A 22,715-nucleotide genomic window follows, 5' to 3' on the forward strand; every position below is an offset into this window, starting at 1 on the left:
TTTTCGGGCGATCTTTGCGAACCCGCCACACGTAAATCAGTCGAACTGCAGGCCGAAGCGCAGGCCGACACTGCGCGGGGGACCGTAGTAGTAAGCGGGAACCGCGACATCGGCATCGTGCACGTCGCTCGCCACCAGCGCATTGGTCAGGTTGTCCCCATAGAGGTCCAGCCACCAGTTGCCAGCATGCGGCGCCAGCTTTATACCCGCGTTCCACAGGCTGTGCGTGGGCCGACGGTCAATATTACGGGCGGCACCAGATGGATCCGGGACCCATTCGGCGGTGCTGTTGTGCCACAGGAAGCCGCTGCGGTCGCCGCGGTTGGCCTCGTCAAAATACATGCTACTGGTGTAATGCAGGCCGAGGCGTGCGGTGGCACGCAGGGCGTCACCCACAGGAAAACCGTGGCGGTAGTTGAGGCCCAGACTCAGGCGCGGCACCTGTTTCAGGCGGTTGCCACTGAAGTCCACCAGATTCGGTACCTGTGGGTCGCCAACGCTTGGGTTCCAGGTCGCACCATGATCCGGAAACTCGTTATCGACCGCATAGAAGCGGTTATAGCGGGCATCCAGCCAGGACAGGAAGCCACTGACGCGCCCGTTCTGGCTGGATGCCCAGTTGAGTTCCAGCTCCAGGCCGCGAATGGTGGCGCTGGGGGCGTTGGTACTGCGAATCAGTTCCGTCCCGTCTTTCGCCACCGCAATGCCGGACACCTGCAGGTCGCGATAGCCGGTATCGAATAGGGCACCATTCAGAGTCATGGCGCCATCCAGCAGGCCAAGCTTGAACCCCATCTCGATATTGGTGCTGGTTTCCGGGCCGACATAGGCGGCGCCATCGTTATTGCGCGCAATCAGCAGGGTGAGGTCCTGCTGGAAGGCAGGGTCCTCGGCACCGCTATAAGTACCGCTCAGCGAGGCGCCGTCCTGCACAATGCCCGGCTTGAAGCCTTCGGCGAACAGCAGATAGAGGAGCGTTTCATCAGCTGGCTGGTAACTGAGGCGCGCCATGGCGGTGGTGCTGCGCCAGGCGCGGTCGACATCGTTGTAGTTGGCCACAAAGCACTGGCCGGGATTGGCCGAGGCCTGGTTTACCGCAATCACCCCGAGCTCGCCGCCGCGATCTGCGCGAATCAGGTCTGGGCAGGCGATATTGCGCCCGCCGCGATCATAGCGCTGATCGCGCCCGGTGCGCGCACCGACACTGGCCTGCCAGTATTCACTGACATCGTAATCCAACTGACCATACACCGCGTTCAGGCGTGTGCCGCGATGGGGCTGCTGGAAACTGTGGGAAGGGGCACCGCCCCAGCCACTGCCGTCTTCCAGCTGGTGTTCCAGGTCAAAGCGAATGGCGTTCTGTTCGCTGAAGTGAAAATAGGCGAGCAGCCAGCGCAATGCTTCGTCATCGCTGTTTTTCAGTTGCAGCTCATGCTGACGCGCGCGGTATTTGGACCACACCGTGCGGTTGCTCTGGTGGTAGATGGCCGGGTCTGTTTCGCTGCCCAGTGGGCTCTCACGGTCTGCATCCCAGTCCTGGCTGCGGCGGGTCAGGCCATGACCGGCGATATACGACAGGGTATGCGCCGCGGGCAGCGCCAGCTCTAACCGGCTGCGCCAGGTATCCTGATCCAGCACGGTGCGTCCCGGGGTATCGATGGTGAGCGGGGTATCGTAATCCACAAGGGGCAGACTGCCCGCGCCGCGGTCCTCGAAGCCCTCAAAACTCACCCACCAGTTGAGTGCGTCGCCCAACTGCCAGTCGGAGCTCAGGCGGTGGCTGAACAGATCGGTATTGTTGTAGCGATCGGCGGCCCTGGCCGCGATGGAGTCGCTGGTATAGGTGAGCGGACTGTCTGCCGTCTGCTTGACGGCGGCCCAGCGCAGGGCCCAATTGTCGGTGAGCGGAGCATTGGCCACTGCGCGCCATTTCTTTTGCTGGTTGCTGTCCAGCGTGATGGACATTTCAGACGACCAATCGCGGGTGGGACGCGCGCTGTGGTAGTTGATCACCCCTCCGGTGGAGTTGCGGCCAAATAGCGTGCCCTGCGGCCCGCGCAGCACCTCTACCCGGTCCAGGTCATACAGCAGCACCGCGGTACCCTGTACCCGGCTGCTGAAAATCCCGTCCACATGGGTGGCGATACCGGAGTCGCCGGCTTCGGTGTGATTGTCCGAACCAATACCGCGCAGATACAGCATGGATGTGGTGTGATCGCCATTGCGGGTCACCTGCAGGCTGGGCACATCCGCGGCCAGCTCTTCCAGGCTGTCGATATTGCGCTCCCGCAACCGCTCTCCGTGCAGCGCGGTGATCGCCATGGGCGTGTGCTGGAGATTCGTGCGGCGCTTGCTCGCGATCACCTCGACTTCCTCCAGCAGTGGACGCGGTTCGGCCGGGTGCTCCTCAAGCGTAGCGCTCGGCTCAGGCTCGCTGCGCCGTGGCAGTATGACCACACCCTGGCCATCGACTCGACGGTAGCGCAGCCCCGACCCGGCCAACAGGAATTCCAGTGCTGCGTCGATGGTGTAGCGGCCTTGCAGGGCGGGCGCAGCGGGTAGCGACGCACCCTGTACTCCCGTCATCACCGCCATCCCGGTCTCACGGGACAGTGCGAGCAGGGATTGCTCAAGCGGTTGCGCGGGGAGCTGGAATGAATAAACCGTAACTGCAGGGGATGACGCGTTCGATGCGACAGCACCCGCCACGACCGGGTGCGCCGGTAGGGCGCCGAGCGTCGTCGCTAGCAGCAGGGCGCTGAATGACCTGTGGCAGGTCTTAGGCATAGGCAGTTCGTCATCGCTGAACCCACTTAGCGGTGGGCCCGGAAACACGATTGCGGCTTGTACGTGCTTGTACTTTCGGTAGCCCGCAGCCGCTATCACGTGTCCGGTTGATTATTGTTTTGATTGGAAAACATACAACAACAGTCGATGACGTGACAAGATCAGGGGGAAAAGATAAGACGGCTACCGGCCGGAAAAGCACTCCCCCCAAACCGGCAGCCGCAGCGATGGGCGGGTGCTCAGAACCACATGGACCAATAAGCGCGCACCACATGCGCGTTGAAGTTATAGGCGGGTTCGTCACCGGGCAGTACGCTGTCACCTCCATTGTGCACCCGCACATCGTGGAAGTTCTCGTAATCGAATAGCACGTAATCCCAGTACAGGTTCAGGGTGTTTTTGCGGTCGAACAGTGCCCAGCGATCGGGTACCAGGTAGGTGGCGCCAAAGCCGATCGCAGTGCTGGTGAAATCACTGAGCTCTTTATCCCGCGCGCGAAAGTTGGTGGCGTCCACATACGGGAACAGATCACTGTAAAAATCCGCACCCTTCTGTTTGTAGAAGCGCAGTTTCCCTTCGAGAATCAGGTTCTCACTTTCCAGCGGATGGGTATAGCGAAACTCCAGGTTATCCGATTGGATGCCCCAGCTATCCGCATAGCGCCGATATTCCGTTTTTACCGCCGCCCGGTAGGGCAGTCGATATTTCGCTCTTAACGCCACCGCATCACTGTTGCGGGTGGTGGGGTAGAGCTCGGCCTGGTAACTGAAACCAAGCGCAGAGGACGGGTCGAGATAGCGCACACTGCGGTAGGGGTTATTCAGGAAGCCCTCGTCGGCGACGGTTTCCACACTCAGCTCGGCGATCAGCTTGGTGGTAAGGATCTGACTCCAGCCCAGGGAATAACGGCGGTGCTCGGCGTGGCCGAGAAAGTCTTCGTCACCGTTACGCATCACATCGTCGCTACCGTAGGTGGCGCGCAGGGACAGGGTGCTGAGGTCGCCGAAGAAATCCTGCGAGATACCAAAACCGACGGTTTCCGCCTGGTAGTCGTTTTCGCTGGAATTGGTATAGCTCAGGCTCATGGTGGCTTTATCCACCAGATAATCCGCCCCTACGGAAAACTCATCCCGTTGCTCGGTATAGCGACTGGCCGTTGCCTGCACGTCGATCGAGGCCCCGGAAATCATATCCACATAGTAATTGGCCGACAGTGAAACATTGTTGCCAATGTTTTTGCGCACCAGTATCGACGGGCCATCAATGGTGACGCCGCCACCACTGTAGGAGTGGTACAGGGTGTCGAGCCGCTCTTCCGGCAGCACCGCAGCTTTCGCAGTCGACACGAAAAATACCGAAAAAAGTAAAAATTTCGTGAGAGCGTAGTAGCTCTCACGGAATTCTTTAGTTACAACCACAGCCGCCTCCCGACCCGCCTTCGGCACCGCGGGCGGCTTCACGCGCTTCGTAGACGTGATTCATAAAGCCGGCCGCCACCGGGTCCCGCTCAAAACTCATAATCGGGTCGGCGAGGTAATGCCGCTCGTAGGGCTGTACCCATGGTTCGGGCATTATGCTTTCGCAGCCACCGAGCAGTAACAAAGCCGGCAGTAACAGGAGCGCGCGCTTGGTCATGGCTTATTCCCGGATAAGTTCCTTGATGATTTTTTTGTACTCGGCCTCGTCACCGGTGCGGTAACCCTTGTGCACGTAGCGCACGTTGCCATCGCGATCGATAAATACGGAGCTCGGCATGGCCTGCACGCCGAACAGTTTGCTCACGTCACTTTTGGAATCGAACAGCACCGGGAAGTCCACCGGGATTTTATTCAGCATCGCCTGAGCGTCTGCCGGGTTGGCATCCACGTTCACGCCCCACACCTGGAAGCCCACCGGCTCGTAGCGTGCGTGCAGGTCGTTCAGCAGCGGCATTTCTTCACGACAGGGGCCACACCAGGAAGCCCAGAAGTTCAGCATGATCACTTCACCGCGCTGCTCGCTCAGCTTCAGGTTGCCATCTTTCAGAGAGGCCAGAGTGAAATCGCTGGCGGGGATCTTGGCGAAAACAGGGGCAGCGGCCAGCAGGGCAGCGCTGGTGCAAAGGGCGGCAATCAATTTACGCATGGATTGACTCCAGTAGGGTTTGTCTCGTTATTGTGTATTCAGAAATAAATCGATACGCCCAGCTGGGCGGATAGATTGTTGGTCGTTAACGGCTCACCAAAAATTTCGTGTTCAAAAATGTGGTCGCGCACATCCAGGCGCAGGGCCAGCCAGTCCTGAGCGAGCATGCGCACACCGATACCGACGTTATAGGTGAAATGCTCTTCACCGGCAAAATTGGTATTGCCCGCGCCGCCGATCAGATACAAATTGCTGTTGAGCGCGAACTTATCCAGGATGAAAATTTCCCCGGGCAGGAAGTTCCAGGCCAGGGACAGGTTGTACAGACTGAGGTCCCGCTCATCGTCGCTGAGCAGCGGTGCCGAGCCACTCAGGCGCTCGTAACTGGACTCCCCCAGGGTCGCCTGGCCGTAGGCCGCCTCCATAAAGAAGTCTTCGTTGATGTGGTAGGCCAGGCTACCGCCGATCATACTGTTGCTACCGAAGTCTTCGACACTGAGGATGCCACCGAGATACACGGTGAATTCAAAATCTTCACTATCAATTTTGGCTTCGCGAATTTCGCGGCGTTCCAGGTCCGGCGAAATAATATCGTCGATATCGCCAGAGCTTTGCGCAAGCGCAGTTGAGGACATAGCACCTGCCAGCAGAAGGCTCGCGAGCTTTACATAAATACGTCGAATCCGAGTTTCCACTCGACTATCTCCTGGTTTTCTTCCCGCGAGGTCAGCAGGTAGTGATTTGCAACTTCCGCGCGCAGGGCAAAGCGACGGGATAAATAGGTGGTGATACCGATGCCGGACAGCATGGTGGTGTCCTGGCGGTCTTCGGTGGCGACGATAGTGGCGTTGGGCGAGGTGATATTGACCCCGGTGCCGAGCAGGAAATACGGGGATACCCGCCACTGCGGAAAGGGCTGGTGCACCACCGCAACCTGGAAGGTGCGGCTATCGGAATAGGCACCGATGGTCTGCGCTGCGCGCAGTTCCGCGGAGAGGTTGCCGGTAAAGCGGTAACCAAGAGACAGTCCCATGGAGTTGGCACCGGCAAAATCACCATAGGCAAAGCCAACGCGGAGGCTCTGGTCACGGTAGTCGTCGATGCCCGGGGTGGGTACCACCACCTGTTCGCCCTCGGTGGTATAGATTTCGTCGAGGTCGGCAATTTTGGCCCAGCCGGTCTTGCCGGTGCGGGTCATGACCTTGACCCAGTCGGTACGGCGCTTCAGCAGCCACAGGGGCTCGCCGTACTCCACCACATGGTCGATCACATAGCCGCGGCCGGGGCCGGTGTACAAATTGAGAAACTCCGCTCCGACGATGACCCGCTCGCTATCGAACGCCAGCGTCTCCGGCTGGCGGTCTTCGAACTGACGTGCGGAAAAGCTGTCGGTGACGAATACATCACCCGAGTTTTCTGCCGAGTCACTGACCGTTTCCGGCTGCGCCACGACCGATGAGGAAAAACTCCCCAAGCTCCCCAAGATAAATAGGGCCGTGGTCATTGCTACGGCCCTGCTTGCTCTAAACTCGAGCTGCCTGTTCATTGTTTAGTTAACCGGCGCTTCAAATGGATTGTTGTAATACTGCGCACCGATATCCAGCCATTCAGAAATCAAACGCAATTCCGCTGCGGACAATTCTCCCTCATGCACGCCTCCCGCTTCAAATACATTGAAGAAACGGCTGGCGTTGGCACCGTTAGTGTTCATGATCCGCTGAATATTGACGGTAACCATAACAGGAATCGGGTTGCCATCTGCATCTAGGATCTGCTCTCCGTTTTCATCGACTTCAAACAGCGGATTGCCATCGTCGTCGGTATCCTGCACCAAAACGTTCTGTACTGCGCCGTCGCGGAGCTCTTCGGTCGGGTTGTCAAAAATTAATTCGACATAGGAAGTGCTGTAGTTGTTATTCACACCGGACTGGTCCCCGCGGAGATCCAGCTGCCCCGGGGGCACCTGCGCCATGCCCGCAGCATCGCGGTTGCTATGGCAGGCGGTGCAGGTACGGTCTTCCAGCACGGTACCCATATCATCGGTGATTTGTCGCGGCAGATCCCAAATCGGCTGGATATGGTCCGGGTAGTGAATCACCGTGCGGCAGTCCGCGCTCCAGCTGCTCAAACAGGGAAGGCTGGTAGGCGCCGGGGTAGTGAGTTCACTCATCAGCAGCTCGCTCGACGGGTCCTTGGCACGCAGCGCCGGATCGGTCCAGTTGTCGGCAAACTTCAGGTCGCCCTCCAGCTCCGGGTGCCCCGCCACGCGCGCCAGCAGCTGCGCCATGGTTTCACCCATGTCTGCGGTGAGGCCCGGCTCGGTATTGGGAAAAGGGGCGGCACTCGTTGGCGCGCCGGCCCAGGCGGATTCCGGCTCCATATCCGTGCGCCCGTGGGGCACCTCGCTGTCCGCAAGGTGACAGCCCTGGCATTTGCGCAATTCACCGGCGCGGAAGTGCAGCCAGTTATTGTGGCGGCCGAACAGGCGTCGACCATTTTCATCCACCACAGAAATGGCCAGCGGGGTATCCGCCGGTACTTTTACTCGCACCGAGCCATCGGGCTGAATCGGCGTATAACCAACGATTTCACGCATCAACTGACTGCGATTGCGGCCAAACGCGGAGCGGTCGAAATCGAGAACGTCATCGTCGGGAATCCCCACCGCTTTGACCACGCGCAGGAAGCGCGCGGGGCGGTCGGCAGCCGTGCTTTGCAGCGGATCGGCCAGCACGTCGATTTCCAGCAGCTCCATACCGTCGAAATCGTAGACGCTGCGAATATCCAGTACCGCCATGCCTTCATCATAGAGGTCGCGATCAATATCGATACCGGGAATCGGTTGCGGGATAAATGTGGCCACCGGGCGGGTGTCCGCGGTCACCGCTTCACTGATCATGATGCCCTCTTCCGGCTGAATGATCGGGCGCTGGGTGCCTTCGTCATAATCGTAAATCCACAGTCCGTAGAGTGGATCGGCGGGCTCAATATCCGGGGTTGCCAGCCATTCGTCGGTACAGGGCTGGGTAATACCGGCTTCGGTTTCCGTTGCGGTGCCCGGCTCGATCACCCGGCACTCACTCCAGCTCACCAGCAAACGACTGGTACCATCGTGGAACGCCCAGGCATTGGCAAACAGGCCGTGGGGTGACAGGCCGCCATCGATAATTACCTGCTCCACGGACAGGGATTCCTGCCCCTGCAATACGCCCTGCTGCTCTGGCTCGCTGTAGGCTTCGGAAAAATTCTCCCCATCGATCACCACCATGTCGCCACCGTAGGCAATACCTTCCGGTGCGCGCAGGGTCACGAGAATGCGCCCGTCGGGCATCTGCTGCGGTTTGCTGAAGGTGGCGGCAACCGGATCGGTACCGGAGCCAGTGCCGGTGGCCTGGCTGTGATAACCGTAATACAGCTGCAGGTCGGTGCCGTCGGGCTTGACGGTATACAGGCTCAAGCGATCACGCCCGCCCATATTGTCCCAGCGGTTAAACAGGATGCGGCCGTTAGACAATATCGTCGGGGTCAAATCATGACTCTGGTTATAGGAGATCTGCTGGATGTCGCTGCCGTCAGCTTCCATTACATGCAACACGAATGCTGGCTCTTGCAGATCTTCTGCCAGTGCAGAAAACTGGGGCTTGTTGTCATCCAGTAACAGCGCACGCGAGCGGCGCTGGCGGGTCGAGGTAAATACCAGGCGCCCGTCAGGCAGGAATGCCGGGGAAATGTCATCGCCCTCTTCGGCAATCAGGTCCGAGGCAATGACCCGGGTAAGCTGTGCAGTTTCGAATTCGTACAGCCAGATATTCCAGCTCGGCTGCTCGTCATCATCCAAACCCGCAATATTCGGGGCGCGCATGGCAAAGGCCAGCTGGCTGCCATCGGCGGATACCGCGAGGTCCTTGACGTCATAGCCGCCCTCGAACACGATGCCTGCCTCTTCATCACTGACAAACAGGCCTTCCGTCAGGGAGCGTTCCGGGGCGGTGGCGGTAGCGCGATCGCGCAGTAGCAATTCGGCACCCGGGTGAAAAGTGGAAGGACTGTACACACTGTCGACGACCAGCATGCCTTCCTCATCGCGCACCAGCGAGCGGCGCACATACACCACCGGGTAATCCACCACTACCGGATCTTCCGCCTGATCACCACCCAGGCTGGAACCATCGTCAGAACTACCGCCACAACCGGCCAAGGCGATCGCAGAAAAAATAGACAGCAGTGACAATTTCCGACGGGCGGCCAGCGTCCGTGCACCAAAAGCTTTCAAGAACTCGTCCTCTTTACCCGCAACATCGTTCCGCGACGGATAATTTCTCAATGATTTTCTGTGAATTTTTAATGACAACCCGAAGAAGAAACGCAGTAACCACTCACCATTTACATCACAACCTTACTGCATTTTGCTAGATGCTCGTCTGACAACCCAGCTCGATTTAACTTCGATTCTCCCGCCGCAAAATTTCGATCTCAAGCAATGCACGGGGAAATTGCCAACCAGAACACGCTTTATATTTTTTCCGCTGGCGAATCCTTCGGTCTTCTTTACTATTTCTTCCACTCGCAATGCATACAAGTCAATCGGTACGACCGTACGACGATAACCAGACGCAAAACGTTTCATGATGAAAATCCCATCGTCCGCTACGCGGGCGCTGCTTGCAGCAACTGCCTGCCTCAGCGCTTCAATTTCCATGCCGGCATTGGCAGGCCCGGAAGAACAGGCCGCACAAATGCACAGCCGTTTGACCGGGGTCAAACCCAGTGTCAGCGTGCTCACCGAAATGGCCGAACGTATTGTCAATGGCAATGCCACCAGCGCCGCCCAGCTGGCAATGGAAAATGATTCTTTTTATGACGTAACCTTGAAGAACCTGGTTACGCCATGGACCAATCGCGACGGCGATAATTTTGCGCCCCTGAACGATTACACCGCAACCGTGATCGGCATGGTGCGCGACGATGTGGACTTCCGCGAGATCCTTTCCGGCGACATTATTTATACCGGCGCCTCCGGCCTGGGCCTGCCCACGTACAACAACGCCAACAATGATCACTACGAGGCACTGGAGGCGGCGGGCTACCCGCTGCAGACCACGCTGGAGCGCCAGTCCCAGTCTTCGGTCACCGGCCTGCCCAGCGACGCCACCGCCGGTGTGATGACCACCCGTGGCGGCGCCAAGGCATTCTTCTATGCCGGCACCAATCGCGCCATGTTCCGCTTCACCCTGATGAATCACCTGTGTCGCGACCTCGAACAGGTGCACGACACCTCAAGACCGCCAGATCGCATTCGTCAGGACGTGAGCCGCAGCCCCGGCGGCGACAGCCGCGTCTTCCAGAACAACTGTATTGGCTGCCACAGTGGCATGGACCCAATGGCCCAGGCCTTCGCGTACTACAACTACGAATACGATGTGGAAAATGATCCGACCGGCGAAGACGGCCGTCTGGATTACAACCGCAGCGGTGATACCGACCCCACCACCGGCACCCGTGTGCAGGCCAAGAACCATATCAACAGTGCCACCTTTCCGTATGGCTTCGTGATCCCCGATGACAAGTGGGATAACTACTGGCGCGAAGGGCCGAACCTGCACCTGGGATGGAGTGAAGCGCTGCCGGGCACCGGCAACGGCGCCAAGTCCATGGGCCAGGAGCTGGCCAACAGCCAGGCCTTTGCCCAGTGTCAGGTCACCAAGGTGTTTGAACAGGTGTGCCTGCGCGCACCGGAAGACAGCACCGACCGCAATCGCATTAGCAGCATTACCGACAGCTTCACCAGTAACGGCTACAAGCTGAAGCAGGTGTATGCCGATACTGCTGTTTACTGTGCGGGGGAATAACACAATGCACTACAAGACCCCAGCGACCAGTACCAGCCAGAAGAATCCCCTGCAGACCATGTCCGACTTTTGCCAGCTTGTTGTGCGTCCGCGCCTGCGCAGGGCCGCACTGTTATCCACCATTCTCAGTAGTGCCATGCTGGTCGCCTGTTCCGGCGGCAGCGGGCAGTCCACCGAAGAGCTGCCCAACACCAACCCGGACTCCGGTGATACCAGCTATGCCGGCCCGGCCCCGGAAAGTGAAGACGTACAGAACTATAAGCGCTATATCTGGGACAACCTGGCGGCGGAAAACCGCTGCGGTAGCTGTCACGTGGAGGGCAACCAGAGCCCGCGCTTTGTGCGCGGCGACGACATCAACCTCGCACATGGCGAAGGCCGCGACCTGGTCAATCTGGGCGCGCCGGAAGATTCGCGCCTGGTCACCAAGGTGGCCAGCGGCCACAATTGCTGGCTGGCCAGTGCCGACGCCTGTGCGGAGATCATCACCGGCTACATTGCTGACTGGGCCTCTGCGGCCGGCTCCGTAGCCAGCACCATCACGCTCACCGCTCCCACCGAACGCGAAGTCGGCGAAAGTAAAAGCTTCCCGGAATCCAGCGGCAACTTTGCGAACACCATTTATCCGCTGCTGGAACAGTACTGCTCCAGCTGCCACAGTGAAGACGCCAGTACCGCACAACAGCCGTACATTGCCAGCAGCGATGTCGACCAGGCCTACGAGGCCGCGAAACCGCGGATTGACCTCGACAGCCCGGAAAATTCCCGTCTCGTGGTACGGCTCGGTAGCGATTTCCACAATTGCTGGAGCAACTGCTCGGAAAACGCCGATGCTATGGCCGCGGCGATTCGCAATTTCGCCGATGGCATTTCGGTCACCGCCGTAGACCCCAACTGGGTCATCAGTAAGGCGCTGTTCCTGACCGACGGTGTGGTGAGCAGCGGCGGTGGCCGTATCGACAACAACGCGATCGCGCTGTACGAATTTAAAACCGGCAGCGACGATATCGCCTACGATACCTCCGGCATCAATCCGGCCATCGATCTGAAGCTGTCCGGCGACTATGAGTGGCTCGGCTCCTGGGGCGTACAGCTGACCGGCGGTAAGGCCCAGGCCACTACCGCCACCAGCAAGCGCCTGTTCGACACCCTCAGCGGCACCGGTGAATACACCATCGAAGCCTGGGTCGCCCCGGCCAACGTGGTACAGGAAGGCCCCGCGCGGATTATCAGCTACTCCGGTGGCAACGATATTCGCAACTTCACCCTCGGCCAGGCGATGTACAACTACACCTTCCAGAACCGCAATGACGCCAGCACCAATGCCGACGGCATGCCCGCGCTGATCACCGACGATATGGCGGAGCGCGCGCAGGCAACCCTGCAGCATGTGGTGGCCACCTTCGATCCTATTAATGGCCGCCGCCTGTACGTAAACGGTGAGTTCACCGGCGATGCCGATCCGGTGGAACCGGGCCTGCTGTCGACCTGGGACGACACCTTCGCGCTGGTACTGGGCAGCGAAGTCTCCAATGAAAACCAGTGGCATGGCTCCGTGCGCCTGCTGGCGATTCACTCCCGCGCACTGAGCCAGGACGACATCCTGACCAATTACGATGCGGGTGTTGGTGAAAAATACCTGCTGCTGTTCAAGGTGGAAGACGAGACCAACGTGCCGGAAGGCTACGTGATGTTCGAGGTGCAGCAGTTCGACAACCACGGTTACCTGTTCAGCGAACCCAAGTTCATCAGCCTGGAAGACGGCGTCACCCCGGACGGCGTTGTTATCCAGGGTATGCGCATCGGCATCAACGGTCGCGAAGCGGTGGTGGGACAGGCATGGGCGAATCTCGATACCACGGTGACCGCCACGGATTACGACGCGGAGGCCGGCCAGAAACTTTCTCCGCTCGGCACCATCATCAGCCTGGAGAAAGGCCCCACCTCGGACGAGTTCTTCCTGACCTTCGAGCGCCTGGGCAATGAAGAATTCGTGCGCGTCGAAGCCACCCCGGCGGCACCAGCCGCGGCCGCGGACCTGACCCCGCAACCGCGCATTGGTATTCGCCGCTTTGAGCAGATTCACGCAGCACTGTCTGCAGCCACCGGTATTTCCAGCGCCCATCCGGATGTGTTGGATACCTGGGAGAAGGTGAAACAGCAGTTGCCGGTGGAAGCCGATATTCAAGGCTTCCTCGCCGCCCAGCAGATGGGTATTACCCAACTGGCGGTGAAGTACTGCAGCACCCTGGTGGACAATACCAGCGCGCGCGCCAGCTACTTCTCCGGTTTCGACTTCTCCGCTGCCGCCAGCAGTGCGTTTGATAACGACACCAAGCGCGCGCAGATTCTGGATCCGCTGTTGGAAAATCTGCTGGGACGGCCGATTACCTGGAGCGCCGCTGTGGGCGGCCACACCGCGCAGCTGGGTACCGCACCGGATGAAAGCGCGGTGCGCGCCGAGCTGGACGGCCTGATCGACAAGATGACCGCCTGCGGCGCTGGCTGCAGTGCAGACCGCACCGCCACCACCGTTAAGGCCGCCTGTGCCGCCGCGATGGGCAGTGCGATGATTTTGATCCACTAAATTTTTGTGTGTGCGCTTCGGGAAACGAAGCGCGACGGCAAGACAACGCATTAAAAAATACGCAAGACCCGGGAACCCGGAAACGTCATGAGCAAGAAAAAACATTTTGGACTGGACCAACCACTGCGCCACCCGGACCACCACCGCCCGGTAAGCCGACGGGACTTCCTCGGCCAAGGTTTCCGTGCCGGTATGGCAACCGTGCTGGGCGGCTCGGTATTCAGCCTGTTCGCCAATCCGGCGCAGGCAGAGGTCAGCTTGTCTTCGGACCTGGAAGCGATGCGCGCCCTGTGCGGCGTCAGCAAGAACGGTGCAGGCAAGATTCCCTTCATCTGCTTTGACCTGGCCGGTGGCGCCAACATCGCGGGCTCCAACGTACTCGTCGGCAAGCAGGGTGGCCAGCTCGACTTCCTGAGCACCGCGGGTTACAGCAAGCAGGGTCTGCCCGGCGATATGGTGCCCTCACTCACCGATGGCACCGGCAACCCGTTGTACAATACCGACCTGGGTCTGGCGTTTCACAGTGACAGCCAGATGCTGGCGGGGATTCTCGAAAAAGTATCCCCCGGAACCGCCGGCGCCATTAATGGTGCGGTCATTCCCGCGCGCTCGGAAAACGATACCGGCAACAACCCGCACAACCCCATGTACGGCATCAACCGCGCCGGCGCCAACGGTTCACTGCTGGCGTTGATCGGCTCCCAGACCAGCGAATCCGGTGGCAACTCCATGGCGCCGATGGATCTGATTAATCCGGAAGTGCGCCCCACCAAGATCGACCGTCCGTCGGATGTTACCGGCCTGGTAGATGTGGGTGATCTGGTTGGCCTGCTGAGCCAGGAAGACACCGTGGCGGTAATGGAATCCATGTACCGCATCTCTAATTCCAAACTGGGCAAGGTCAATACCCGGGTTACCAATGATGCGGTGATCAAGGATCTGGTGAAGTGCGGCTATATGAAGAGCGCCGACCTCGCCGCGCGCTTCGGCGACCCTTCTGCACTGGACCCGGCGCTCGACCCGGATATTGTCGGCCCCGCCGGCATTTTCAGCTCGAACGAATTCCTCAGCGATCGCGAGTTCCAGAAAGCAGCTTCCACCATGAAGCTGGTGATCAATGGCTACGCCGGCGCCGGCACCATCACCATGGGTGGCTACGATTACCACACCGGTGATCGCGCCACCGGCGAGCTGCGCGACCTGCGCGCAGGCCGCTGTATCGGCGCCTGCCTGGAGTACGCACGCCGGGTTAACCAGCCACTGATGGTTTACGTATTCAGTGATGGTTCCGTATTCAGTAACGGCATGATCGACGACTCCGCGGAAGGCCGCGGTAAGGGTGTGTGGACCGGGGACAACCAGCAAACCGCGGCGTCCTTCTTCCTGGTTTACAATCCTGCGGGTCGTCCACAACTGCTGGGCGGCAGTGCCGACGAGCAGGCACGCCATCAGCAACTGGGTTACATGCGTGCATCCGGTGATGTGGAAACTGCCGGTAGCCCGGCGGCGAACAACGTCAACCAGCTGGTGCAGACCGTGGTGCTGAACTACATGGCGCTCCACGGTGAGCAGGGTAATTTTGGTAGCCTGTTCCCGAATCACGGCCTGGGTAATGCCAGCCTGATGGACAGCCTGACGGCCTTCCAGCCCATCGTCTAACAAGAAACTCATTAGCGAAGTAATAAGATGTACCCGATTCGCCTTCTAATGTTTGCCTGCAGTCTGTTTGGCGTCGGCGCGGCCCATGCCGAGTGGCGCTACGACAAGCAGGCCATTATGGGTACCGAGGTGCATCTGCAGTTCTGGCACGAGGACACGGCGCAGGCGACGCAGATTACCCGCGCCGTGATGGATGAATTTCGCCGTATCGATGGCGCACTCTCGCCGTACAAGGAAGACAGCGAGCTATCCGAGGTAAATCGCACCGCGGGCAAAAGTGCAGTGAAAGTATCCGACGAGCTGGCACGAATTGTGGATAAGTCCCTGTTCTATAGCCGGCAAACCGATGGGGCCTTCGATATCACCTACGCGACGGTGGGCAGCCTGTACAACTTTCGCGAGAAAAAGCAGGCAGACAAAAAAACTACCGACAGTCTGCTCGAGGCCGTTGGATACCAGCACATCGAGCTCGACCGCGATGCAGGTACGCTGCGCTTTGCTGACCACCGTACCAAGATTGACCTGGGCGGTATCGCCAAGGGGTACGCGGTGGACCGTGCTGTCGATATTCTGAAAAAATACGGTGTTACCAATGCCAATGTGAGTGCCGGCGGTGACGCCCGCCTGATTGGTGACAAAAGAGGTAAGCCCTGGCTAGTTGGCATTCGCCACCCCAGAGATAAAAGTAAGAATGCCGCGGTGATACCGTTGGAGAATACCGCCCTGTCTACATCCGGGGATTACGAGCGGTTTTTTATTGATGACGACGACCATCGGGTGCATCACATCTTCAACCCGGCCACAGGAAAGCCCACCGACAGTGCCATCCAGCACAACGGCCCGAGCAGTGACGCGCAAAACGAAGATGCACAAAAATTAATTAGCGTCAGCGTGATTGGCCCGCAGGGATTCGATACCGACCCACTCTCCACCAGTGTTTTTGTTTTGGGTAAAAGCAAAGGACTCGCACTGATCGAGCGCATGGACGGGTTTGAAGCCATCGTGATCGATGCCAACCGCCGGATGTTTTTCTCCAGCGGGCTCGGCAACCGGTGAGTCACGTCAAAGCCAAGGCGTCGGTATTGACCACCCATAAAAAGATCACCGTAAAGTGTGAATAAAATCACGAGAAAAACGTGACGCGCTGACATAATTGCGCACACATATGTGCGAATGATGAACGACAACCAAATATAAAATTTTCAGGCTTTACCATGTTTTCCTTGCGTAACCTTCCCCGTCCACGCACCGGTATCCGTACCAAATTTGGTACTCTGCTTACCGCAGTGACCTTGATGACCGCAGGGCAGACCTTTGCCCAGGAAGGCGACTTTCCTGCAGAGGATCTGGAATCTCTGAAAAAGGAAGTACTGAAGTTGAATCGGGACCTGCTGGTACTGGAAGAAGATCTGCTGTTCCCCGCGCAAAGCCAGGTGGCTGTGTACGTATCCATGGACGTTGGCCACTTTTTTGACCTGGACTCGGTAAAACTGCATATCAACAACAAACTCGTGGAAACCCACCTGTATACCGAGCACCAGAAAGACGCCCTGTTCCGCGGTGGTATCCAGCCCCTATTCAAGGGCAACCTGAAGTCCGGTAAACACACCATCACGGCATTTTTCAATGGCACCGGCCCCGAGCAGCGCGAATTCAAGCGCGCCGCCAGCCTGGAGCTGAAAAAAACCGACGAGCCCGCGGTGATCGAACTGCGTATTTCGGATGCTGGCAGCAAACAGCAGCCGGAGTTCAGCGTCGTCCAATGGCCGGCCCCCTGAGTTTCCCATGGGGTCTGTTGTGCTTAAGAAAGCTTCTCTGGCGCTCGCGCTGACCGGCATTATTGCCGGGGCCGGCACCTGTGTTGCGCAAGATGAACCTGCTCCCCAAAATGCCGCAGAGTCGGGCAAGCAAAAATTCCAACAGGCACAGGACATGCGCTACGGCGCCGCCCTGTACCACTACTTTCAGGGTAACACCTTTGATGCTCTGAGCACCCTGATGGTATCCGATCTGCGCGGCGGCATTTCACATCATGCGGACAACGCGGACCTGATCCGCGGCGGCATCAGCCTGGCATTTGGCCTCGAGCGCCAGGCAGCCTCGCTGTTCGAACAGCAGTTACAAAAAGCGGTCGATGAAGACAATCAGCAGCGCCTGACGCGCTTCCGCCAGATCGCCTGGATGAAGCTTGCGGAGCTGAATTACCGCCACCAGAACTGGGACACCGCGGCCCAGCAGCTGGAAAAATCCGGAGCCATCCACGAAACCACCCTGACCCTCAACCTGGCGATTCGCAATGGCGACCTCGGTCAGGCTGCGCAGCTGTTGCGCATGGCCGACCTGACGGTAGCGGAGCGTGCACTCGGGCACAACAACCTTGCTGCCGCGTTCGCGCGCGGCGAGTACTTCCCAGCCGCTGCCGAGGAATACCAGCGCGCGGCCGATCTCGTGGACACCGTCACACTCGACAAAGATCTCGACGCGGAACTGCGCGAAGAACTGTATATCCTGCGTGACAAGGCGCGTATCGGGGCGGGTTATGCCCTGACCCTGCAGGGGGATTACGCTGCGGCGGCCGACGAGTTTCGCCGGGTAAGGCTCGATACACCCTGGTCAGCAGGTGCGCTGCTCGGTCTCGGCTGGGCGTCGGTGAATGGTCAGATGCACACCCAGGCGGTGGACGCGCTGGGCTACCTGATCCGGCAAAACCCGTTACTACCTCAGGTACAGGAAGCACTGCTTGCGCTGCCGTATACCTACGAAGCGCTGGACCGTCCGAAGCTGGCACTGCGTACCTATCAAAGTGCCGAGCAGCAATACCAGCGCGCACTCACCGACCTGAACAATCTGCACAGCGCCGCCGCACAATTACAGTTTGCCGAAATTGATGGCGACGAAAAAATCGACCTGCAGCGCTACGGCTGGCTGGAAGATGCTGAAACCCCCGCGCTGATTCGCATGAACGAGCACTACCTGCTGCAAATGATGCAAAGCGATCGCCTGCAGCTGCAATTGTCGGAACTGCGCGACCTGCAACAGCTACGCCGGGTGCTGGACCGCTGGCAGCAACGCCTGCCCGAGTTTCAAACACTGATCGAAGAGCGCGAGCAACGCCGTCTCAATATTGTGCAGGCCCACGACAGTGCCCAGTACGATCAGCAGGTGCAAATTGCCGAGCAGCAGCTGGATGAATTACAGACATCGCTGCAGCGCATCGAATCCAAAAAAGACAGCCTCGCCTTATTGGCCACGCAAACTGGCGAGACGTCGGAATTTCTGCAAATGCTGCGCGAAGCCGAACAGCGTTATGCACGCTTGAGTGCCGCGGGCAAAACCAGCAAATATCAGCAGCAGACTCTGGCACGCGCGCGCGGCATTCTGCAGTGGCACGCGTCTGAGCAGTACCACCAGAATCTGTGGGAGAAGCGCAAAACCATTGATGCGCTGGAAGATACCCTCGTCGAGGCCGCGCGCAACCAGCGCAAGGTGGCGCGTATCGCAGCCGAAGCGCCGCAACTCAACCTGCTGAGTGGCAGCGTCGACGACGCTGGCCTGCGTATCAATCAGCAGCGCAATGCCATTGACCGTGCCAGCGCGGTGATCGAAACCCAGATCCGCGCAGATCTGCAAAGTGCACTGGGCGGCGCCCGCGACCGTGTTGAGCAATATATCGCGCATACGCGCCTGGCCATCGCGCGCATTCAGGATGCCGCCATGCAGGGGCACTACGACCTGCCTGTCGCGGAGCCGACGACAGAGATGGCGCCCTCAGCTGATGAAGAGCCCTCAGCTGATGAAGAGCCCTCAACTGACGAAGCGGCCTCGGTGAATCAACAATTGGAGCCGGCACTGTGAGTGTTTTATTTTCACGCCCGCCCCGCAAACAATTACTCGCCCTCGCAGTGTGCGCCACCGCGGCGCTGAGTGGCTGCGCCGGCTATGTGGATAACAGCAAGACCCTGGGGGACCTGCCAGCCGCAGCGCTACCACCAGAACCCTTGGTCGCAATGCCCAAGCTGGAAATTCCCGCACTGATTCACAGCTACCAGAAAGCCCTGTCCTCACAACAGGACCCCAAGACCCGCCGCCAGATCCAGCTGCGCCTGGCGGATCTTGAAATGGAACGCCTGGAACAGCTGCAGGAAGACAACCCGGAAATGGCCGTGGCGTACGCCGAGGCCGTGCGCCATTACGAAGCGCTGCTGGAAACCTCCGCCGACGATGACTACCTGGCCTATCGCCTGGCACGCGCCCGCAGCCTTGATGGCAATACACCGGGCGCCCTCGATGCACTGGAAACGATTGTTCAGCGCAACCCGGAATCGCCGTTTATTGCCGAGGCGCTGTTCCGCCGTGGCGAAGCTGCCTTTGGGCGCAAGCAGTACCGGGCCGCAGAGCGCGATTTTGCCGAAGTGCTGTCCCAGGGTGATACGCCCTTTGCGCGCAACGCCCGCTACATGCTTGGCTGGAGCCAATTCAAAGACGCACGCTACAAGGCCGCCAGCGAAACCTTCCTGACGCTGATGGATGACCTGCTGGCGGAGAACGGTGAAGAGCAAAAACTTCTCGGCCAGCTGGATAAGGGTGAGCGTCGCCTGGCCAACGACACCCTGCGGGTACTGGCGCTGGGCTTCAACTACCTGGGCGGTGCCGAGGTTATCGAGTCCTTTGTATCTGACAAAGGTCCGCGCTCTTACCACCACCTGCTGTACCGCGGCCTGGGTAACTGGTATGCGGAAACCGAGCGCTATCGGGATGGTGCACAAACCTTCCTGACTTTCGCTTCACGATATCCACAAACGGACGAAGCACCGCAGATGCATGTGCGTGCGGTGGAGATATTGCAACAGGGCAATTTCCCCAGTGAAGTGATACCGGCCAAACGGGACTTTGTTACGCGGTACGGCAGCCGCAGCGGTTACTGGCAAACTGCCGACGATGCCAAGCGCCATTTGATCAGGACTCATCTGAAACCCTGGCTGGAAGAGCTAGCTCGCTTTGATCACGCCCGCGCCCAAGCCCTGGCAAAAGAAGCACAGAACCCGAAGAATCGCGGCAAGGCCGCGGTCCGGGCCAAGCAACAATCGCGCGAAGCTTTTATCGCTGCGGCCACGCTGTATCGGGAGTTTACCGATACCTTCCCGGACGACCCGAAAATCCCAGAACTCACCTTCCTGATGGCGGAAAGTCTGAACGAGGCTGGGCAGTATGCGCAGGCATTTGGTGCATACCGTCACGTGGCCTGGGGCATCTCCAAGGAAACCGGCACGCCGCCCCCACAAGCCACCGAAGCTGGTTATGCGGCGATCCTCATGGCCGGGCGTGTTTATGATGCCGAAAAGCAAATCAACAACAACGAAGAACAGGCTAACCTCTGGCTGGACCTGAAAACCGAAAGCAGCCTGCGTTTTGCCGACAGCTGGTCGCAGGATCCCCGCGCGCTACCGGCACAGCTGGATGCGGCCCACAACCTGTTTGCCCAGTACCGTCATCAGGAAACCATCGATGCGGCCATCAAGGCGGCAGGCTGGCAGCCACCGCCCACCCCCAAACAGCGCCGCAGCATCTTGCTGTTACTCGGTCACAGCCAGTTTGAAACAGAAAACTACCCGGCGGCAGAACTGGCCTATGCCCAGTTGCTTGCCGGTATGGCCAGCGACGATCCAGACTACATCAGCACGCGCGACCGCTTGCAGTCTTCGATCTATAAACAGGCGGAAGTGATTCTGAGCCAGGTTCTACTGACCACCAACAGCATGGAATTCGTGGCCCCCACGGAAGAAGCCATCGAGTTACTGTTGCGGGTACGTGAAAGTGGCCGCTCCGCGATCGCCGCAACCGCGCAATACGATGCGATTAACCAGCTGATGCGCCTGGAGCGTTGGCCGCGCGCGCACACCGAGCTGGTGGATTTCCGCACGTTTTATCCACAGCACGCGTTGACGCCGACACTGACCGCTAAAGCCGTGGTGATGTATCAAGGTATGGACCTTCCGGAAGCCGCCGCCAAAGAACTACTGGTGTTGGCTAAAACAGACAGTGACTCGAACGTTCGCCGCGACTCGCTGTACCTGGCCGCAGAACAGTTTGAAGTTGCCGGCAACCGCGGACGCGCCATCGACGCGTATCGTCAGTATGCCCGCGACTGGCGCGAACCTGCGTTGCAAAACCTGGAAGCCCAACATCAGCTGGTCACCCTGTACGGCAAAGCCGGCGATCAGTCCGCGCGCAATCAATGGTTGCAGAGCCTGGCGAGCAACAAGGTCTCCGAGCCGCGCGGCCGCTATCTCGCCGCTTTTGCGCAAAACGAACTGGCGGACCAGAGCTTTGCGCGTTTCGAGCGCCTGGCACTGACCTTGCCGCTGAAACAAAGCCTGCGCAATAAAAAGCAGGCGATGGAAACGACCGTTGCGGACTACAAGAAAGTACTGGAATTTGGTATTGCCGAATTCACCACCGCCGCCAACTATCGCCTGGCAGAAGTTTATCGCCAATTGAGCCGCGACCTGATGGACTCGCAACGCCCCAATGGCCTGAATCCGCTGGAACTCGAGCAGTATGAAATCCTGCTGGAAGAACAGGCCTATCCGTTCGAGGAAAAAGCCATCGAACTGCATGAGGCCAACATCAAGCGCACTGCCGATGGCGTCTACGACGAGTGGATCAAGAACAGCTTCTCTTCACTGGAAAACCTGCTCCCCGCCCGTTACCGCAAACCCGAATCAACTGTGGAGTGGAGCGATGCAGCGTATTAATCGCAACCTGCGTACAGGTGCAGCCTTGTGTGCACTGAGCGCACTACTACTCAGTGCCTGCGCCAGCAACCCGGGTGCGCCCGATGAAGGTGCAGCGCCCCAGACAACGGCCGACGGTGAATCGAGCAAACGAATTGCCACACCCAACCCTTATCTGAGCGAAGCACCCGGCATCCCCTCTGGTGCCCAACAGGCACTGGCGAACGCCCGCGGCCACTTCGAACAGCAACAGTTTGCTGCGGCGGAAACCGAGCTCCAGCAAGTGCTAAGCCAGTGGCCGGAACTTTCCGGTGCGTGGCTCAACCTGGCAAAAGTACAGCTGAAACTGGAACAACCGGAGCAGGCGGAGCAAAGCCTGCAACAAGCGGTCACCGCCAACGCAAAAAATGTGTTTGCCTGGAACTCGCTTGGCGTATTGCTGCGCGATCAGGGCCGCTTTGACGAAGCCCGCGAAGCGTATCAGAGCGCGCTGAACCAGTGGCCAGATTTCGCCATGGGCCATCGCAATCTGGGAATTCTCTTCGACCTCTACCTGCACAAACCGGAACAGGCTTTGCATCACTACCGCGAAGCGCAGGCACTGGAGGCAGAGGAAGATCGGATGCTGAAAGGCTGGATTATGGATCTGGAGCGCAGACTGTAGATGAAATCGATCAAACGTGTCCGCTTACTGACCGCTGCCGTTACCTGCACCCTTACCGTCTTTTCAGGGGCTGCACTGGCGCAGGACGATGACGGTGATGTTATTTCACTGGAGTCGACCATTGTCGGCAGCCAGGAGCAGCCGAAAGTGTTGTATATCATTCCCTGGAAACAGGCCACTAGTCTGGAAAAGATCGAGAGCACACTGCCCAACGCAATTACCCACAGTTTCCAACACCAGGAATACTCGGAATTGCACAGGGAAATTAAGTTGCTCAAGGCGGCAGACGAGGAAGAATAAATGGGCACTGC

The 22,715-nt window shown here is 59.0% G+C and carries 16 protein-coding genes; 9 read left to right on the top strand and 7 right to left on the bottom strand.

Features of this window, described 5'->3' with window-relative positions; all coding sequences use genetic code 11:
* Positions 1 to 36 precede the first annotated feature (36 nt).
* From LCM31_RS04365 to LCM31_RS04395, 7 genes are all read right to left on the bottom strand, one after another.
* Positions 37 to 2,787, bottom strand: coding sequence for a TonB-dependent receptor domain-containing protein (locus LCM31_RS04365; protein WP_224867852.1), 2,751 nt, complete (start codon positions 2,785 to 2,787; stop codon positions 37 to 39).
* A gap of 239 nt (positions 2,788 to 3,026) precedes the next feature.
* Positions 3,027 to 4,133, bottom strand: a complete 1,107-nt coding sequence (locus tag LCM31_RS04370) for a DUF3570 domain-containing protein (protein WP_224867854.1) — start codon at positions 4,131 to 4,133, stop codon at positions 3,027 to 3,029.
* 58 nt (positions 4,134 to 4,191) lie between these two features.
* On the bottom strand, positions 4,192 to 4,422 hold the full coding sequence (locus LCM31_RS04375; protein ID WP_224867856.1) for a DUF4266 domain-containing protein: 231 nt from the start codon (positions 4,420 to 4,422) through the stop codon (positions 4,192 to 4,194).
* Positions 4,423 to 4,425: 3 nt separating this feature from the next.
* Positions 4,426 to 4,911 carry a TlpA family protein disulfide reductase gene (locus LCM31_RS04380; protein ID WP_010131932.1) on the bottom strand — a complete coding sequence of 162 codons (486 nt, stop codon included), beginning with the start codon at positions 4,909 to 4,911 and terminating at the stop codon, positions 4,426 to 4,428.
* Between the two features lie 38 nt (positions 4,912 to 4,949).
* A complete protein-coding gene (locus tag LCM31_RS04385) occupies positions 4,950 to 5,606 on the bottom strand; it encodes an outer membrane beta-barrel domain-containing protein (protein ID WP_224867857.1) in 657 nt (218 codons plus the stop codon).
* Positions 5,576 to 6,415, bottom strand: a complete 840-nt coding sequence (locus LCM31_RS04390) for an SH3 domain-containing protein (RefSeq protein ID WP_224867859.1) — start codon at positions 6,413 to 6,415, stop codon at positions 5,576 to 5,578. The genes LCM31_RS04385 and LCM31_RS04390 overlap by 31 nt, the downstream gene beginning before the upstream one ends.
* Positions 6,416 to 6,460: 45 nt before the next feature.
* Positions 6,461 to 9,184 (bottom strand): HzsA-related protein, encoded by a 2,724-nt coding sequence (locus LCM31_RS04395; RefSeq protein WP_224867860.1) that lies wholly within the window; start codon positions 9,182 to 9,184, stop codon positions 6,461 to 6,463.
* A gap of 355 nt (positions 9,185 to 9,539) precedes the next feature.
* Here LCM31_RS04395 and LCM31_RS04400 point away from each other — a divergent pair, with 355 nt between their 5' ends.
* The 9 genes from LCM31_RS04400 to LCM31_RS04440 all read left to right on the top strand — a co-directional run bounded on the left by LCM31_RS04400 (position 9,540) and on the right by LCM31_RS04440 (position 22,704).
* Positions 9,540 to 10,760, top strand: coding sequence for a hypothetical protein (locus LCM31_RS04400; protein WP_404804242.1), 1,221 nt, complete (start codon positions 9,540 to 9,542; stop codon positions 10,758 to 10,760).
* A 4-nt stretch (positions 10,761 to 10,764) separates the two neighbouring features.
* A complete protein-coding gene (locus tag LCM31_RS04405; RefSeq protein ID WP_224867863.1) occupies positions 10,765 to 13,347 on the top strand; it encodes a LamG domain-containing protein in 2,583 nt (860 codons plus the stop codon).
* A gap of 87 nt (positions 13,348 to 13,434) precedes the next feature.
* Complete coding sequence (locus LCM31_RS04410; protein WP_224867865.1) at positions 13,435 to 15,006, top strand: general secretion pathway protein GspF; 1,572 nt, start codon at positions 13,435 to 13,437, stop codon at positions 15,004 to 15,006.
* A gap of 48 nt (positions 15,007 to 15,054) precedes the next feature.
* A complete protein-coding gene (locus tag LCM31_RS04415; RefSeq protein WP_224867867.1) occupies positions 15,055 to 16,062 on the top strand; it encodes an FAD:protein FMN transferase in 1,008 nt (335 codons plus the stop codon).
* A gap of 158 nt (positions 16,063 to 16,220) precedes the next feature.
* On the top strand, positions 16,221 to 16,784 hold the full coding sequence (locus LCM31_RS04420) for an AraC family transcriptional regulator (RefSeq protein WP_224867869.1): 564 nt from the start codon (positions 16,221 to 16,223) through the stop codon (positions 16,782 to 16,784).
* Between the two features lie 19 nt (positions 16,785 to 16,803).
* The gene (locus LCM31_RS04425) at positions 16,804 to 18,861 is read left to right on the top strand and encodes a tetratricopeptide repeat protein (RefSeq protein ID WP_224867871.1); all 2,058 of its coding nucleotides are present in this window, start codon (positions 16,804 to 16,806) and stop codon (positions 18,859 to 18,861) included.
* Positions 18,858 to 21,761, top strand: coding sequence for a tetratricopeptide repeat protein (locus tag LCM31_RS04430; protein WP_224867873.1), 2,904 nt, complete (start codon positions 18,858 to 18,860; stop codon positions 21,759 to 21,761). The genes LCM31_RS04425 and LCM31_RS04430 overlap by 4 nt, the downstream gene beginning before the upstream one ends.
* Complete coding sequence (locus LCM31_RS04435; RefSeq protein WP_224867875.1) at positions 21,748 to 22,404, top strand: tetratricopeptide repeat protein; 657 nt, start codon at positions 21,748 to 21,750, stop codon at positions 22,402 to 22,404. Before LCM31_RS04430 ends, LCM31_RS04435 begins: the two co-directional genes overlap by 14 nt.
* Positions 22,405 to 22,704, top strand: coding sequence for a hypothetical protein (locus LCM31_RS04440; protein ID WP_224867877.1), 300 nt, complete (start codon positions 22,405 to 22,407; stop codon positions 22,702 to 22,704).
* Positions 22,705 to 22,715 lie beyond the last annotated feature (11 nt).

This window comes from Microbulbifer agarilyticus (assembly GCF_020171345.1).
In the GTDB taxonomy this organism is placed as follows: Bacteria; Pseudomonadota; Gammaproteobacteria; order Pseudomonadales; family Cellvibrionaceae; genus Microbulbifer; species Microbulbifer agarilyticus_D.